This window comes from Bacillus sp. MSP13 (assembly GCF_000815295.1).
Classification (GTDB): domain Bacteria; phylum Bacillota; class Bacilli; order Bacillales; family Bacillaceae; genus Bacillus; species Bacillus vallismortis.
The window spans coordinates 180,952-195,667 of the sequence record NZ_JXAQ01000014.1 but is presented as its reverse complement, the minus strand read 5'-3'; the positions used below and the strand labels follow the sequence as shown (position 1 = coordinate 195,667).

The following is a 14,716-nucleotide window of genomic DNA, read 5'->3' as shown; positions in this document are numbered from 1 at the left end:
ATGCGCGGCTTTTTTTCTATTCAGCGGGCTGCAGCCTGTCCCTCTTTTTCAAAAAGGACGCTCTCCAGCTTTCCGACAGTGTGTCTTCACTTAGTATCCGTTCAATGGCAGCGAGATTGTTCACATCATGGTATTTGATACGGTTAGCAAATTGAACGGATATGTCTTTTTCGCCTCTGGACAGCAACTCCAGTTTAGCGCCGGGAGCCACCCTGCCCTCTTCCAGCACACGAAAATAAAAACCGGTATAGCCCGTTTGCTGAACCTTCAGCACCATTTCCTTCACGCCAAATTTTTTTGCCAGCTTAACACATGGCTGACGCGGCTGGCTGACCTGAACAACAGCTTCATCAAGCTGAAACACATCCCCGATGCAAACATTCTCCTCGGTCAGGCCTATGACGGTCAGATTTTCACCAAACGCAGCGCTTGGCAGCGGCCTTGAGAGGAATTCTTCCCAAAACGGATAATGCTTCGCCGGATAGACACAGACGGCCTTATCAGGTCCCCCGTGGTTCATGAGATCCGCCTGTCCGTCTCCTTCAAAATTCTCCCGATACAGCATGACAGCTGAAGCAGCCGGCTGCTTCATGATGCCAGTTTCGATTTTTCTTCCGTCATATTCAAGCGTTTGCGGCTTCCCGAGGTTAAGTGAAAGCACTGAATAGTGCGGTGGTTTCATACATACACATCCCCTTTACAGGTTATAAAATGATTGATTATCATAAAAAGAAAAGGTGGTTTTTCCATGCTTCAATATCGAATCGTTGCAGACGGCCGGGTTCAAGGTGTGGGCTTTCGCTATTTTGTTCAAATGGAAGCTGACAAGCGAAAACTGGCCGGCTGGGTCAAAAACCGTGATGACGGCCGTGTCGAGATTTTGGCGGAAGGCCCGGAAAACACGTTACAATCGTTTCTTGAGGCTGTAAAGAAAGGCAGCCCTTTCTCAAAGGTTACCGATCTCTCAGTCACTGAATCCAGCACACTTGAAGGCCATCATCGATTTTCCATTGTATACTCGTAAGGCTTATCCTGATAAAAGTAATTCGGCTTAACGATTGAGTTATCGTAGGAACGGTGGAAGATATGAGTGGCAGCGGGTGAAATCGGCGGAATCAGCCACGTCCAGTCCCCCGTCAATTCCCTGCCCGCTTCTTCCTCCTGTTCTTCAAACCGTTTAAACTGGCTTGCGGCCGTATGATGATCAACGATACTGACACCTTGCTTTTTGTACGAGTGCAGCACCGCTTTATTCAGTTCAACAAGCGCTTGATCCTTCCATAAATCAGCATTGTAATCAGCGGCGATGCCGATAACGGACGCCACTTTTTTGAGCTTGTCGTATCGCTTTTCATCCGCCAGATTTCTTGCTCCGATCTCCGTGCCCATGTACCAGCCGTTAAACGGCGCGGCATTATAATGAATGCCTCCGATCTCGAGCTTCATATCAGAAATAATCGGCACGCCATACCATTTCAGCCCCAGATCAGAAAACGCTTCGATGTCCGGATGTATGATGGGAACCTCAATCACAAGTGAACGCGGCAGTTCATACCAGACCGGCTGCTCATCGCCTTTCATGCGAAAAATGAGCGGCAGCAGGTCAAAATCGGTTCGCTCTCCGCGCCAGCCAAGCTGCTCGCAGGCTGCGGTCAGGGACCGGGAAGCCGGGTCGCCGATTCTTTCTCCTCCTGACTCATAACCTGCATACCGTATCAGCTGATGATTCCAAATCTCGACTTGCTTTACACCATTCTCTTCCGGAGGAAAAATCGTAATGGTCGGCCTGATTTTCCCGTTATTTGTGGCGGTTTCAATGTGATGAAAAAGGGCGTCCCGCACATCCTCCTTCGTCCTGACGTCACGCCTGTCAATGACATTCAGAGAATTCCAGAACAATCTGCCGATGCAGCGATTGCTGTTTCTCCAAGCCATTTTCGCTCCGTGCGCAAGCTCTTCCTTCGTATGTGTATAGCTCCCGGTCCGGTCAATTTCACTTTTTATGCTATCGAGACGGTCTTTCACTTCCTCTTCCTTCTCCAATTCCTGATAGCATGCGGCAATAAACGCTTTCGCTTCATTCCAGAGTATTTCTTTTTCTTCCAACAAACTCTCTCCTTCAAATCGCATTGATGCTTTTCATTGTATCGTTTTTAAGCGGGAAGACAAATGATTTTCCTGCATCTTCTTGGAAAAACAATAAAAACACCCGCGTGTGCGGGTGTCAAAGAGACGATAAGCGATTTGCCAGTTCAGTTAACTCGCTGCGGAAGTTTTTGCCGGCCATCGGTATGCCGTGTCCGGTCAGCAGCGCTTCAGGTTCAAGGCCGGCCAGCTTCTGAATGGATTCAGCGGCAGTCTCTGTGTCAGGCGTAAAATAAGCCGGCGGCCCATGAAGCTCCTGTTTTTGAATCAAGACATCAGCCATTTTCTCCTGCTCCACTGTTATGACAGCATCGCCTGCCACAAGCACACGCCCGTCCTCACGAAATAACGAAATATGGCCGGGGGTGTGTCCGGGAGTCGCGATCCACATCCATTCGTCAAGAAACGGTACAGAGCCGTCTTCCGGCAGTGCCTGCACATGTGAAGAAATATCGATGGAGTGCCGCGGAAACAGCGGCGACAGCTTGGCGACCAGCCCGCTCTTGCTGTCAGGACGGGCCGGTGGATAATCTTCTTTGCCTGTTACATAAGGCATTTCCCGAGAATGGATATAAACAGGGACATCCCAATGCGCAAGGAGCTCTTCTATCGCCCCAATATGATCAAAGTGCCCGTGTGTAAGGATCATCGCCTTCAGCTGAAAATCATCGCCAAATCGTTGTTTGGCTTCATCTACAATCATGTCGGCTGATTGAGGCATGCCGGCATCAATTAAAACAAATGAGTGAGGTTCGGAAGGCAGCTGAATAAAATAGACATTTGCAATTTGCACGGTTAAGCCGTGCACTCCTTTTGCCGCCTCGAACCCCGTACCGCTTCTGACTGAAGTCAGCGGCATATAAGGATCACTCATGAAGACACCTCCGGTATGTTGTTCCCGTTAGTGTATGTCATTACGCCTGATTTATCATACAGAAATCGAAATCTAACCAATCAATAGAGCGATAGCCGTCATGACGATCACTGCGAGAACCGCCCACTTCAAGGCGAATTTTTGATGGTCGTCGATGGAAACCCCTACAAGCAAATGAGTGGATGGCACAAGCGGGCTCAGCATATGAATCGGCTGGCCGATAATAGAGGCTCTGGCAATTTCCACTTTATCCACGCCGTATGCGACAGCCATTTCTGAAAAATCGGCAGCACCCCGTAGAAATATGCGTCATTCGGCATCAGGAATGTGTAAACGCTGCTCTGCCTGTTTCCGTTCTTCCTGTGTATGCTGAACGGCTAACGTAATGGTCAGCACACCAATGACAAAAACAAGCAGAGCCGCAATCAGCCCCATTATTTTTGTTTGCAGGGAAAAATGGAACCGCTTTTTCACCACAGCACCAGCCGTCCTTTCTATCTAGATCATACCATTTTTAGAGGCCATGCATTTTTCAACATTCATTTTCTTGTGAACGGGTTATCTATTTTTACAGATGCGTTGGCCGTCTGTTTTATAAACATAAAAAAGGCAGACCTCGGTCTGCCTTTCCTTTTTCTCTCTACCATATCCCCAGTACTTTCCACCATAGTCCGCCGATCACAAGCCATACGACAATATGGACGATTGACAGGATAAATCCGATGGACCACCATTTGCTTTGCGGAACGTAGCCTGCTCCGAAGAAGACCGGGGCCGCTCCAGCACCGTAGTGAGTCGTTGATCCGAACAGGTTGCTGAAGAACGCGAGGCTCAGCGCCGCTAAAAGCGGAGGCGCGCCCGCGGCCACGATGACAGCCAAAAATGCTGAATACATCGCGCTGATGTGGGCTGTCGCACTTGCAAAGAAGTAATGAGAGTAGAAATACACAACAATTAAGATTAAAAACGCCACAATCCAAGAGAATCCTGATACGGATGATTTCATGGCGTTACTGAACCAAGACACCATGCCTAACTCGTTCAAGAAGTTGGCCAGCATGACTAGCGCCGCAAACCAAGTGAGCGTATCCCAAGCGCCCTGTTCTTTCTTAATATCATCCCATGTCAGAACCTGTGATAATAAGAGAACAGCCAAACCGATCAATGCGGTTGTGGTTGCGTCGATTTTGAATTTGCCGCCAAAAATCCACAGCACAAGCACCAGTAGAAACACGATCACCATGGAAAGCTCTGACTTTTTAAACGGTCCCATTTCTTTTAGTTTTTCTGTGGCGATTGTCGCCGCATCCGGTGTTTCTTTGATTTCCGGCGGATACAGCTTGTAAATCACAAGCGGCGTAAGGATTAAGCTGACAAGCCCCGGCACAATCGCGGCAATTGCCCAGCTTGTCCATGTTAAGTCCACCCCTGCGACATCATGGGCCAGCTTGGCAATCAGCGGGTTCGCTGCCATCGCTGTTAAGAACATAGCAGATGTGATCAGATTCCCCTGAAAACCGGTTTTTAATAAGAATGCGCCGATTTTTCTCTCTGTTCCATTTGCCGGGCTTGATCCGAATGTTTCGGATAATGATCTGATAATAGGAAAGATAATGCCTCCTGCACGCGCCGTATTACTTGGAATGGCAGGTGAAAGTATTAAATCACTGAACAGCAGTGAATAAGAAAGACCAAGGGTTTTTTTTCCGAATTTCTGAACGAATACATACGAAATCCTCGCACCGAGCCCGGTTTTGATAAATCCCCGGGAAATAAAGAATGCGATGACGATCAGCCAGATGGTTTTATTCCCGAATCCGCTTAATGTATCCTCAATTGAAAGTGTTCCAGTTAGTGCAGTAACCGCCAATGCAAAAATGGCGATTGCACCCATTGGCAAGGGCTTGGAGATAAAGCCGATTATTGTCGCGACAAAGATCGCAAACAAATGCCAAGCTTTAGGTTCAAGTCCGGACGGAGCGGGAATAAACCAGATGATTAGTCCCACAGCGACAGTAATAAGCAATGGTACAAGTTTTACTGCTGACTGTTTTCCTGCGTCTTTTTCTGAAGCCATAAATAGGTCTCCTCCTATATCCTTGTTTTCTAATCCCCTTTCCCATTTTACTCCTTAACTAAGTTAATAAATAATTTAATTAATTAAAAAACACAAAGGTGAGCAGCCCTTTGTGTTTTTTTCATTTCTTAATTTAGTTTACCCGCACCCGCTTGAGACATAACATTCGATTTCACATTCGCGGAAGCATCAATTGTGCCGTGCAGAGACGGTTTCCAGCCGACAGAGGAACTGAGCCCGTTTGCGGCTGATGCGCTGATTTGCGTGCCGTTCAACAGTGTGCCTGAATCATATAAAGCCGTTCCGCCCTTAAACACGCTGATTGTTTTTTCAGCTGACAGTCCCGGTACGTCAATGACATTGTTTTGAGCATAGATTTTAGATGACTTGCCGATCCCCCACGCATAACTGAACGCATAGCCGGAGGAGCTTTTGCTGCCTTCATAATAGTTGTTGAAAACGTGCACTTGCCCGAAACGGACTCTTGGAGCGCGCTGAACAATATTTTTGTAGCGGTTATGGTGTAGCGTGACTTTTAATTTGCCATCATCGGAGGTTTTGCTGTCGCTTGATCCGATAATAGAGCTTTTATCATGATCGTGATAATAATTGTAGGACATCGTGATATAGTTGGCACCGTTAGAAACATCAGTTTGGCCGTCATGGTGCTGATATTTTCTGCCGAAATACTTTGGCGATGTGCTGTCAGGACGGGATCCGTCATGAAATGTGCAATGGTCAATCCATATATGCGTGCCGCCATTGATTGTGATGTTGTCATATTGTGAGTTCCAGTTTCCTGAGCTCCCGTCAGTCGGGTCCCATTGCGGAAAATAGTCATAAGCATCCTGGAATTCGATGTTGCGGATAATGACATTATCACTCTTGATTTGGAAGTTTCCGCCCACGATTTTGGCATTTGACCCTGAACCGACAATCGTTGTATTCGCAGGAATGTCAACCAGCACTCGTGCTTTTTGGTTTTTTTGAGAACGTTCTCTGGCTTCTTCCAGTGTGCCGGAAGGCTCTTTTTTGCCCCATGTGCTTGGATCATAAGCTTTTAAATATTTGTTCAAGTCGTACTTTGGATCTGCATAATCATCTGCGTCAAGCGGTTTCAGGTTGTCATCGACATTCATATCAATCGTCCCCTTGATATAAATGATTTTTGGCGTTGTATTGGTGTCCTTGCCTAATGCAGAGACAAGTTGGTTTCTGTTGCTGACGGTATACACGTTCGACGACGATGCTTTTGATCCGCCTGTCGTGCCCGTCGAGTACGCGCCCCAGCCATCATTTGACCCTAACGTCTGATGGCCTAAATCCGCCGCATTCGCGCCAACTGGAGTCAACCCTAACAATAGGGCCGTAGCTAACATCACTTTTTTCATTCTCTATGAACCTCCATTTTCTATTTCGTGAGATTTTATACCAATTTCTCACAACGTTATGATATCAAATGGAGGGACACGCAGAACCGAAAATGTTCCTCTGCCTGATTGCGGCATTCAGCAAACATACACCGCAAAGACCGCAAAAAACCCAAAAGGCCAAAGTTGCCTTTTGGGTTATATCTCTGCATTAAGCCCAGGATTTCACTTTTTCATTATCTGTCACAAAGAGAAGCACTTTTCCTTCATCTAAGCGTTTCTCAAATTGAGCGGCTTCATCTTCTGAAAAGCCGATTTCATGAATTTGATTGCGGAGCTCGTCTCCTTTTTTATTAAACATGTTTCCTACCGCGTGCTTGAGACCCGTTTCTTTGGCTCCGATCGTGTTGGCATTCGTGTTGTCTGCCAGCCGTTCCGTTCTATCATCGTCGTGAGCTAAGACGTATACATCCTCTTTCGCGACACCCATTTGCTGTAACTCTTCCACATCTTTCATGAGCTGTTCATCGTTTGTATACTCTTTTACAACTGGTTTCATGTCAATATTCCTCCTTCATGTTTTCTATATTTCTTTCATACCCGATCGCATTTTGATAAAACAGATTCCAGAACATTGAGGAGAAAAACAGGAAGAATGGTAGTAGCCATTTCTTTTCCGCCCATGGTAAAGTGATAGGAGGCAAAAATTTTCAGAAAAGTCAAAATCGATGAGAAACCGCTGCACGGAGCTAACGATCATGAATGGCTGTCTTTATCCGTACAAGCAGGAGGTATGTCTAATGCAATACTTTTCACCAGAACAGCAATACAATGCATGGGTTGTGAGTGATTTAGTGAAACAGATTTTCCATCAGCGGGCCGGCTGTTCGCCAGGAATTCATGAGCTTGCGGTCTTTGCTGAGGAAACATTTCAAATCGATATCGACTTTGTTTTCTCGATCATTATGAATATCGGCGACATTGAATTCGCTCTCCCAGAAGAAATAGAAAAGAAATTATCCAGCTATCTCGGCGCTCTCCTTCCAACTGTCAATGCTGATATGCTTGAGACCTCTAAAGCCAATGCCGATGCTTTTCTATCCCGCAGGCATGGAAACGCTGAATACCATTTATTTGTGTCTGATGATGCTTACATGAAAAGGCTGTAAAACCACAGCTTTCTTTAATATAAAAGATTGACATGGTAAGCTATCCTATTATGTGTTTACACGTGATAATAATTCTCATTACTATTTTTAAAAAAGGAAGGATGATAGACGGAAGCAATTGGAAGGACGTCATGACCATCGCTCCGTTTTCTGTCACCGGCATCGGGCTTGCCCTCGTGTTTTCCGGTTCTATTTCTGTTCTCGGTCACGGGGACGAAACGGCAAAAGGACTTGGGCAACATATGAACGGTATCCGGATTCTGATCAGTTTTATCATTTTCATTCTTTCCGTCGCTTCCGTAGCCGTCGCCGGACCAATCGGTTTTCTCGGACTGCTCATACCCCATATTGTCCGCAAGCTGATCGGAGAGCATTATCAATACGTCCTTCCGTTTTCAGCGCTGTTCGGTGCCATTTTGCTGGTGTACGCCGATGTTCTGGCCAGATGGATTGCCTTTCCTTATGAATCACCGGTCGGCATCGTCACGGCGATTATCGGAACACCATTCTTCTTATATTTGGCAAGGAAAGGGCGAAATGATAAGGAGGATAACCCCCGCTCATTTTTGTATACCTCCTTACCTTTTGTATTTCCTCTCCTCTCCATGTTACAGTGGTGTCAATCAAGTAATAGGAGGATGAAAATGACAGCATTTCAACAGCAAATTCAATTAGCAAGACGTCCGCAAGGTGTTCCCGTTCATGAAGACTTTCGCTTTGAAACCATTCAGGTTCCCGAGCCGAAGCAAGGGGAAGTGCTAGTGAAAACACTTTATGTATCCGTTGACCCTTATATGCGCGGCCGTATGCAGGATACGAAGTCATATGTTGAGCCCTTCGCCTTGGATGAACCGCTCTCTGGCGGGGTGATCGCTGAAGTCGTGTCAGACGGTGAGCATCTGAAAAAAGGCGATATCGTCATCGGAAACCTCAGCTGGCAGGAATTTTCCGCTGTGAGCGAGTCTGCCTTGCGAAAAATTGATACAAGCCTCGCTCCCGCTTCGGCCTATCTCGGCATTTTAGGAATGACCGGCTTGACGGCATATTTTGGACTGCTGGACATCGGGCGCCCGAAAGAAGGCGAAACCGTGGTTGTCTCCGGAGCTGCGGGAGCCGTCGGTTCAACGGTTGGACAAATTGCCAAAATCAAAGGCGCGCGAGTTGTCGGCATCGCAGGCTCTGATGAAAAAATTTCCTATTTAAAACAGGAGCTGCAGTTTGACGAAGCCATCAATTACAAAACAGCTGATGATATTCAAAAAGCACTTGAAAACGCTTGTCCTGACGGTGTCGACGTGTATTTTGACAATGTCGGCGGGCCGATTTCAGATGCGGTCATGAACCTGCTCAATGAATTTGCCCGCATTCCCGTGTGCGGTGCCATTTCTTCCTATAATGCGGAAAGTGAAGCAGATGACATGGGCCCTCGCGTCCAATCGAAACTCATCAAAACGAAGTCGCTGATGCAAGGATTTATCGTAGGCGACTACTCTGATCGTTTTCCTGAAGGAGCAAAACAGCTGGCCGAATGGCTGAAGGACGGAAAGCTCCATTACGAGGAAACCGTCACAGAAGGCTTCGAAAACATTCCTGACGCGTTTCTCGGCTTATTTAAAGGAGAAAATAAAGGCAAACAGCTGATCAAAGTCAGTGATCCGAGCTGACGTGAAGGAGGGCAAAAAGCCCTCCTTTTGTTTTTTAGAAAGTCAGGTGCGCAAAATCAACGTGAGAAAGCCATCTTCATCAGGTTCCGTGTCTTCCAACGTAAATCCGGCTGCTTGAAAGCTAGCCAAACTGATTCGATTGTCTTCTTCAATGCATGCAGCCCATTCCCACACTCTAGTAAAATCAGGGTCACCTAGCAGTTTTTTCAATATCTGTTTTCCGTACCCTTGAAGCCGATACAAAGGATTGACGATCAATCCAATATACGCCCGCTCCTCCACGAACTCCACAACGACCATCCCAGCCGGCAGCTGCCCGTCATATGCCATAATGACAGAATCGTTGTCATCTTCATTCACTCGTGCATACCACACATCTAAAGGCAGCATCCCATCCATTCTCCTTCTGGTCTCCTCATTCCGGAACCAGTGTTCAATGATTTCCAGCTCAGGCTCCTTCACTATTTGAAACCTGTCTATTGAAGCCATCTCCCCACCCCCGCGCATACTCTTTTCTATTATTTTACAACAAAAAAAGGGCTTTCCGCCCTCCTTTATTTCGTCTTCAGTTTTCCGCCTGCATAAACAACTTCACTCAGCTCCACGCCAAGCTTCTTCGCCATTTTTTTCAGCTTTGATTCTTCCAGTTTTGTCACGAGGCTCAGCACGTTGCCTTCTTTTCCGGCCCGGCCTGTTCGGCCTGATCTGTGAACGTAGCCGTCTTCGTCAGGAATATCAGCATGGATCACATATGGCAGGTTTTCAATATCCAAGCCGCGTGCGGCAATGTCAGTCGCTAATAAGAGCGGAAATTCCCCGGATTCGAACGCGGCAATGATTTTCGCCCGCTCCATTTTTTTCGCTTCACTGTGCAGCACGCCGAGATCGACATGGTGATATGCCAGTTTTTCCGCATATACACTCAGGTTGCCGATATCTCTCACAAATACGAGTGCCTGCATGCCTTGAAGCCTTGATAGCTTTTGCAGCAGCTTCACTTTGTCACGCTGCTCGCAAATCAGATATTGGTGCTTCACTTTCCCAGCTTCCGCCTTGCTTCGCTGCACCTTCAACACCTCAGGCTCTTGTGCGAGTTCGCGGAGCACGTCCTCTGTTTCCTTTTTGAGCGTGGCAGAGAAACACAGAAGCTGGCGGTCTCTTAATGTCGTTTTCATGATTTGCTTGATCGTTTCGCGATGTTCCGGCAGAACAAGCTGATCCGTCTCATCAAGCACGATCGTTTTCACTTCATGCATCTTTAATTTCTTCGCTTTAATCAGCTCAAATACCCTGCCCGGCGTGCCGACAATGATATGCGGATGTTTTTTCAGCTTTTCGATCTGCTTCTTCACATTCGCCCCGCCGATTAAGGAAGCCGCGCGCAGCTCTGATCCCGCTTTCCAATCCTGAATCACCTGAAAGATCTGCATCACCAGCTCACGGGATGGCGCTAAAATCACCGTCTGCGGATGCTTCTGATCTGGTTTGATCCGTTCCATGACCGGAAGCGCGTACGCCAGCGTCTTGCCTGTTCCTGTCGGCGATTCCGCAATGACATCCCTTCCGTCCATAATCAGCTGAGCCGCCTGTTCCTGAACAGGTGTCGGCTTTTGAAAACCGGAAGCATTCCAATTCTCTTGAATAAATGATTGTGCATTATGTAAAAATGGCCAAGTTTGCGTCATTTTTGTCTCCTCAATTCGTGAAATCTATTCCATAGTATCTCAAAACCTCGCCCGGAACGCAATTTTTCTTTTTCTTTCCTATACCTTTCAACATTCCGATTCCTCCTTTATAATCATAAGGGTAAATAATACACGCCGGCTGTGCGTGTTTGATAAACGATAGAGGTGTAAATATGAGTATTTTATCTGTAAAGGATTTAAGCCACGGCTTTGGTGACCGGGCCATTTTTAATAACGTCTCCTTCCGCCTGCTAAAAGGCGAGCACGTCGGGCTGATCGGCGCAAACGGCGAAGGAAAATCCACTTTCATGAATATTATTACCGGAAAGCTTGAACCTGATGAGGGAAAAGTCGAATGGTCAAAAAATGTCCGTGTCGGCTATCTGGATCAGCATACCGTGCTGGAAAAAGGAAAATCCATCCGTGACGTCCTGAAAGACGCGTTTCATTATTTATTTGCGATGGAAGAAGAAATGAACGAGATTTACAACAAAATGGGCGAAGCTGATCCCGACGAGCTCGAAAAGCTGCTTGAAGAAGTCGGCGTGATTCAAGACGCGCTGACGAACAATGATTTTTATGTCATTGATTCCAAGGTGGAAGAAATCGCCCGCGGCCTCGGTTTGAGCGATATCGGATTAGAGCGCGATGTCACCGATTTGAGCGGCGGACAGCGCACCAAGGTTCTTCTCGCTAAACTTCTCCTTGAAAAACCGGAAATTCTGCTTCTCGATGAACCGACAAACTATCTTGACGAGCAGCATATCGAATGGCTGAAACGCTACCTGCAGGAATACGAGAACGCGTTTATCCTGATTTCGCATGACATTCCGTTCTTAAACAGCGTCATCAACCTGATTTATCACGTTGAAAATCAGGAGCTGACCCGCTATGTCGGCGACTACCATCAGTTTATGGAAGTCTACGAGGTGAAGAAACAGCAGCTTGAAGCGGCGTATAAAAAGCAGCAGCAGGAAGTCGCGGAGCTGAAGGATTTCGTTGCCCGCAACAAAGCGCGTGTCAGCACGAGAAACATGGCGATGTCCCGCCAAAAGAAACTCGATAAGATGGATATGATCGAGCTTGCGGCAGAAAAGCCAAAGCCGGAATTCCACTTCAAGCCGGCGAGAACGTCAGGCAAGCTGATTTTTGAAACGAAGGATTTAGTCATTGGCTACGATTCCCCGCTGTCACGCCCGCTCAACCTCCGCATGGAGCGCGGCCAAAAAATCGCCCTTTACGGCGCGAACGGGATCGGAAAAACGACCTTGCTGAAAAGCTTGCTTGGCGAAATCCAGCCGCTTGAAGGCTCGGTTGAACGCGGCGAGCACCTCTTTACCGGCTATTTCGAGCAAGAGGTCAAAGAGACAAACAACAATACGTGTATCGAAGAGGTATGGAGCGAATTCCCTTCTTATACCCAGTATGAAATCCGTGCCGCATTGGCCAAATGCGGACTGACGACAAAACATATCGAAAGCCGCGTCTCCGTATTAAGCGGAGGCGAAAAAGCGAAAGTCAGATTGTGCAAGCTGATTAATTCAGAAACAAACCTGCTTGTGCTCGATGAGCCGACAAACCACTTGGATGTTGACGCCAAGGAAGAGCTCAAGCGCGCTCTCAAAGAATACAAAGGCTCGATTCTGCTGATTTCCCACGAGCCAGAGTTTTATATGGATATCGCGACAGAAACGTGGAACTGCGAGTCTTGGACGACGAAGGTGCTTTAATTCATAAAAAAATCCGCCTGCTGAAGGGCGGGTTTTTTACTGCCATTTTTTCTGAACGATTCTCAGAAGCTCTCTGTCTTTTAAAATGAGCTGCAATGGCGAGGTAAATTCATCAAGTGTCAGCTCTCTTTTGGCAGACAATTCAACGTCTTCCTCATCAGCCCATGCGGTGAACCATTCGACGGAAAAGCTGTTTTTCATGATGCTATATGTATATTGATACAGCAAGGTTGTAATGGGAAGTTGCACGATTCAAAAAGACACTGCCTCATGAGCAGTGTCTTTCGTTATTAATGTCCCGCCTTAATTCCAGCAAGATGTTTACGTCCCATGAGAAGGACAAGCATGCCGACAAAAACGACGATCCCGCCTACCGTATATGGTGTGCTTGCGGTGAAGTGTTCTGACAGCATTCCCGCAATCCACGGAGCGAGCGCGCCGCCGATGAAGCGGACTGAGCTGTAGGCTGAAGACGCGATAGAACGTTCAACCGGCGCAGCCCCCATCACAGCTGTTGTCATGATCGTATTCACCATACCGAGGACAGCACCGGCGACAACGATACATGTAATCATCAAAGTCTGATGGTCTGTCCAGATCCCCATGATGATGAGGATGGCCGCAAAAGCGATAAAGAGAACGACGAGCGAACGCACTGTGCCCAGCGCTTTATGCACGAGCGGCGCCGTAAAGACTGACGTAATCGCCAGCAGAAGTCCCCAGCCGAAGAAGACATAACCGAGACCGTGTTCATCTAAATCAAGAACGAACGGAGAGTAAGCAAGCAAAATAAAAAATCCAAAGTTATATAAGAACGCCGATGCCGCCATTGTCAGCAGCCCTTTATATTTGAGCGCCTTCATGGCATCAAACACACCGACGCGTTTCGCCGGTTTCGGCAATTTCGGCAGCATGATAGAAATCGCGATTAACGCAATAAACATCAGGACAGATACGCCGAAAAACGGCGCGCGCCATGACATGCTTCCAAGCTCTCCGCCTGCAAGCGGCCCGACAGAAATCCCGAGACCGAGCGCCGCCTCATACAAAATAATTGCTTGGGCGCTGCCCCCGACTGACACGCCGACGATGACCGCAAGCGCTGTTGAAATAAACAAAGCATTCCCTAATCCCCAGCCGCCGCGATAGCCGACTAACTGGGCAATTGAGCTTGAGCTGCCGCCAAGCCCCGCAAACACAATAATAAAAATGAGTCCTAGAATTAATGTCCATTTCGCGCCGATACGGCTGGAAATGGCTCCTGAGAAAAACATCATAAATCCTGTGACAAGCAAATAACTTGTAAACAAGAGTGATACTTCACTAGGTGAAGCATGTAATTGTGCGGCAATTGCCGGAAGAATTGGATCGACCAGCCCGATTCCCATAAAGGAAATCACACAGGCAAACGCGACAGCCCATACCGCTTTCGGCTGGCTGAGCAAGCCTGTTTTCTGATTCACTTGTGTTGTCTTATCCATTTGACTTGACCTCCATTATGATTCCATTAAAAGAAACGCTACAAAATAGCGTTTGGCAAATTTTTCATTCGATTGACTGAATGGCACGTTCCGCTTTGTTTTTCATGCCTTGCAGGCGTTCTTTAAAGCTTTGGAATGTACGGATTTTCTCATCAATCAAATCCAGCTGGTGATTCAGGCTTTCCTGAATTTCCTCCAGTTTTTCTTTCCGTTCCTTAGGGTCCAGTGACAACAAATACCCCTCTTTGTTCAACTCTAGCTGGCGGCTTGTTTCCATGAAATGCTGAAGCTCCTGAAGGGAGAACCCGAGCACCTCTTTTGTGCTGATGACTTTCTCAAGCTCCTCCATATCATCCTCTGAATAAAGCCTTACGCCGCCGTCTGTCCGTTTCGGCGCCGGAATCAAGCCGATTTCTTCATAAAATCGGATGGTACGCTTCGTCAGGCCGCTTCTTTTGGCTACTTGATCAATCTTCATCCATTCCAAGGTAAATCCCCCTTCGCCGTTTCTGTTACCATTA

Annotated in this window: 15 protein-coding genes and 3 pseudogenes; 5 read left to right on the top strand and 13 right to left on the bottom strand. The window is 47.3% G+C overall.

The window, feature by feature from the left end; genetic code table 11:
- Nucleotides 1-16: 16 nt before the first annotated feature.
- Nucleotides 17-682 carry an MOSC domain-containing protein gene (locus SC79_RS17650; RefSeq protein ID WP_039076185.1) on the bottom strand — a complete coding sequence of 222 codons (666 nt, stop codon included), beginning with the start codon at nt 680-682 and terminating at the stop codon, nt 17-19.
- Nucleotides 683-748: 66 nt separating this feature from the next.
- Here SC79_RS17650 and SC79_RS17645 point away from each other — a divergent pair, with 66 nt between their 5' ends.
- Nucleotides 749-1,024 carry an acylphosphatase gene (locus SC79_RS17645; RefSeq protein WP_010330314.1) on the top strand — a complete coding sequence of 92 codons (276 nt, stop codon included), beginning with the start codon at nt 749-751 and terminating at the stop codon, nt 1,022-1,024.
- Here the strand turns inward: SC79_RS17645 and nosA are convergent.
- The 7 genes and pseudogenes from nosA to SC79_RS17615 all read right to left on the bottom strand — a co-directional run bounded on the left by nosA (nt 997) and on the right by SC79_RS17615 (nt 7,025).
- Nucleotides 997-2,106, bottom strand: coding sequence for a nitric oxide synthase (nosA, locus tag SC79_RS17640; protein ID WP_039076184.1), 1,110 nt, complete (start codon nt 2,104-2,106; stop codon nt 997-999). The two genes, SC79_RS17645 and nosA, sit on opposite strands and share 28 nt — an antisense overlap.
- 118 nt (nt 2,107-2,224) lie before the next feature.
- The gene (locus SC79_RS17635) at nt 2,225-3,019 is read right to left on the bottom strand and encodes an MBL fold metallo-hydrolase (RefSeq protein WP_039076183.1); all 795 of its coding nucleotides are present in this window, start codon (nt 3,017-3,019) and stop codon (nt 2,225-2,227) included.
- A gap of 72 nt (nt 3,020-3,091) precedes the next feature.
- Nucleotides 3,092-3,360: pseudogene (locus SC79_RS17630) on the bottom strand (citrate transporter); the annotation flags it as partial.
- Nucleotides 3,356-3,496: pseudogene (locus SC79_RS21080) on the bottom strand (hypothetical protein); the annotation flags it as partial. The pseudogenes SC79_RS21080 and SC79_RS17630, both read right to left, overlap by 5 nt.
- A 163-nt stretch (nt 3,497-3,659) precedes the next feature.
- Nucleotides 3,660-5,096: an anion permease gene (locus SC79_RS17625; protein ID WP_039076181.1), complete on the bottom strand. Its 1,437-nt coding sequence runs from the start codon at nt 5,094-5,096 to the stop codon at nt 3,660-3,662.
- Nucleotides 5,097-5,224: 128 nt separating this feature from the next.
- A complete protein-coding gene (locus tag SC79_RS17620; RefSeq protein ID WP_039076180.1) occupies nt 5,225-6,487 on the bottom strand; it encodes a pectate lyase family protein in 1,263 nt (420 codons plus the stop codon).
- Nucleotides 6,488-6,677: 190 nt separating this feature from the next.
- Nucleotides 6,678-7,025 carry a general stress protein gene (locus SC79_RS17615; protein WP_010330324.1) on the bottom strand — a complete coding sequence of 116 codons (348 nt, stop codon included), beginning with the start codon at nt 7,023-7,025 and terminating at the stop codon, nt 6,678-6,680.
- Nucleotides 7,026-7,266: 241 nt separating this feature from the next.
- On the opposite strand from SC79_RS17615, the gene SC79_RS17610 reads away from it, so the two are divergent.
- The 3 genes and pseudogenes from SC79_RS17610 (at nt 7,267) to SC79_RS21180 (ending at nt 9,299) form a co-directional block, all read left to right on the top strand.
- Nucleotides 7,267-7,635 (top strand): DUF3212 family protein, encoded by a 369-nt coding sequence (locus SC79_RS17610; RefSeq protein WP_039076179.1) that lies wholly within the window; start codon nt 7,267-7,269, stop codon nt 7,633-7,635.
- Between the two features lie 104 nt (nt 7,636-7,739).
- Nucleotides 7,740-8,180, top strand: a pseudogene (fecD, locus tag SC79_RS21185) (Fe(3+) dicitrate ABC transporter permease FecD); the annotation flags it as partial.
- A 99-nt stretch (nt 8,181-8,279) separates the two neighbouring features.
- Nucleotides 8,280-9,299, top strand: coding sequence for an NADP-dependent oxidoreductase (locus SC79_RS21180; RefSeq protein ID WP_039076275.1), 1,020 nt, complete (start codon nt 8,280-8,282; stop codon nt 9,297-9,299).
- Between the two features lie 42 nt (nt 9,300-9,341).
- On the opposite strand, the gene SC79_RS17600 is transcribed toward SC79_RS21180, so the two are convergent.
- Nucleotides 9,342-9,788: a GNAT family N-acetyltransferase gene (locus SC79_RS17600; RefSeq protein ID WP_039076178.1), complete on the bottom strand. Its 447-nt coding sequence runs from the start codon at nt 9,786-9,788 to the stop codon at nt 9,342-9,344.
- A 65-nt stretch (nt 9,789-9,853) separates the two neighbouring features.
- The gene (locus tag SC79_RS17595) at nt 9,854-10,984 is read right to left on the bottom strand and encodes a DEAD/DEAH box helicase (RefSeq protein WP_039076177.1); all 1,131 of its coding nucleotides are present in this window, start codon (nt 10,982-10,984) and stop codon (nt 9,854-9,856) included.
- Nucleotides 10,985-11,157: 173 nt separating this feature from the next.
- Here SC79_RS17595 and SC79_RS17590 point away from each other — a divergent pair, with 173 nt between their 5' ends.
- Nucleotides 11,158-12,714, top strand: a complete 1,557-nt coding sequence (locus SC79_RS17590; RefSeq protein WP_039076176.1) for an ABC-F family ATP-binding cassette domain-containing protein — start codon at nt 11,158-11,160, stop codon at nt 12,712-12,714.
- A gap of 36 nt (nt 12,715-12,750) precedes the next feature.
- Here SC79_RS17590 and SC79_RS17585 read toward each other — a convergent pair whose 3' ends face one another.
- From SC79_RS17585 to SC79_RS17575, 3 genes are all read right to left on the bottom strand, one after another.
- Nucleotides 12,751-12,963 (bottom strand): hypothetical protein, encoded by a 213-nt coding sequence (locus SC79_RS17585; protein ID WP_052245626.1) that lies wholly within the window; start codon nt 12,961-12,963, stop codon nt 12,751-12,753.
- A gap of 41 nt (nt 12,964-13,004) precedes the next feature.
- A complete protein-coding gene (locus SC79_RS17580; RefSeq protein ID WP_039076174.1) occupies nt 13,005-14,195 on the bottom strand; it encodes an MFS transporter in 1,191 nt (396 codons plus the stop codon).
- Between the two features lie 64 nt (nt 14,196-14,259).
- Nucleotides 14,260-14,682, bottom strand: coding sequence for a MerR family transcriptional regulator (locus SC79_RS17575; protein WP_010330336.1), 423 nt, complete (start codon nt 14,680-14,682; stop codon nt 14,260-14,262).
- Between the last annotated feature and the right edge of the window lie 34 nt (nt 14,683-14,716).

What these genes read in the sequence shown, in the direction of transcription:
- SC79_RS17590 (WP_039076176.1), top strand. Translation starts at nt 11,158, where the DNA reads ATGAGTATTTTATCTGTAAAGGATTTAAGCCACGGCTTTGGTGACCGG.
- SC79_RS17610 (WP_039076179.1), top strand. Translation starts at nt 7,267, where the DNA reads ATGCAATACTTTTCACCAGAACAGCAATACAATGCATGGGTTGTGAGT.
- SC79_RS17625 (WP_039076181.1), bottom strand. Translation starts at nt 5,096, where the DNA reads ATGGCTTCAGAAAAAGACGCAGGAAAACAGTCAGCAGTAAAACTTGTA.
- SC79_RS17600 (WP_039076178.1), bottom strand. Translation starts at nt 9,788, where the DNA reads ATGGCTTCAATAGACAGGTTTCAAATAGTGAAGGAGCCTGAGCTGGAA.
- SC79_RS17650 (WP_039076185.1), bottom strand. Translation starts at nt 682, where the DNA reads ATGAAACCACCGCACTATTCAGTGCTTTCACTTAACCTCGGGAAGCCG.
- SC79_RS17580 (WP_039076174.1), bottom strand. Translation starts at nt 14,195, where the DNA reads ATGGATAAGACAACACAAGTGAATCAGAAAACAGGCTTGCTCAGCCAG.
- SC79_RS17645 (WP_010330314.1), top strand. Translation starts at nt 749, where the DNA reads ATGCTTCAATATCGAATCGTTGCAGACGGCCGGGTTCAAGGTGTGGGC.
- SC79_RS17595 (WP_039076177.1), bottom strand. Translation starts at nt 10,984, where the DNA reads ATGACGCAAACTTGGCCATTTTTACATAATGCACAATCATTTATTCAA.
- SC79_RS17615 (WP_010330324.1), bottom strand. Translation starts at nt 7,025, where the DNA reads ATGAAACCAGTTGTAAAAGAGTATACAAACGATGAACAGCTCATGAAA.
- SC79_RS17620 (WP_039076180.1), bottom strand. Translation starts at nt 6,487, where the DNA reads ATGAAAAAAGTGATGTTAGCTACGGCCCTATTGTTAGGGTTGACTCCA.
- SC79_RS17635 (WP_039076183.1), bottom strand. Translation starts at nt 3,019, where the DNA reads ATGAGTGATCCTTATATGCCGCTGACTTCAGTCAGAAGCGGTACGGGG.
- SC79_RS21180 (WP_039076275.1), top strand. Translation starts at nt 8,280, where the DNA reads ATGACAGCATTTCAACAGCAAATTCAATTAGCAAGACGTCCGCAAGGT.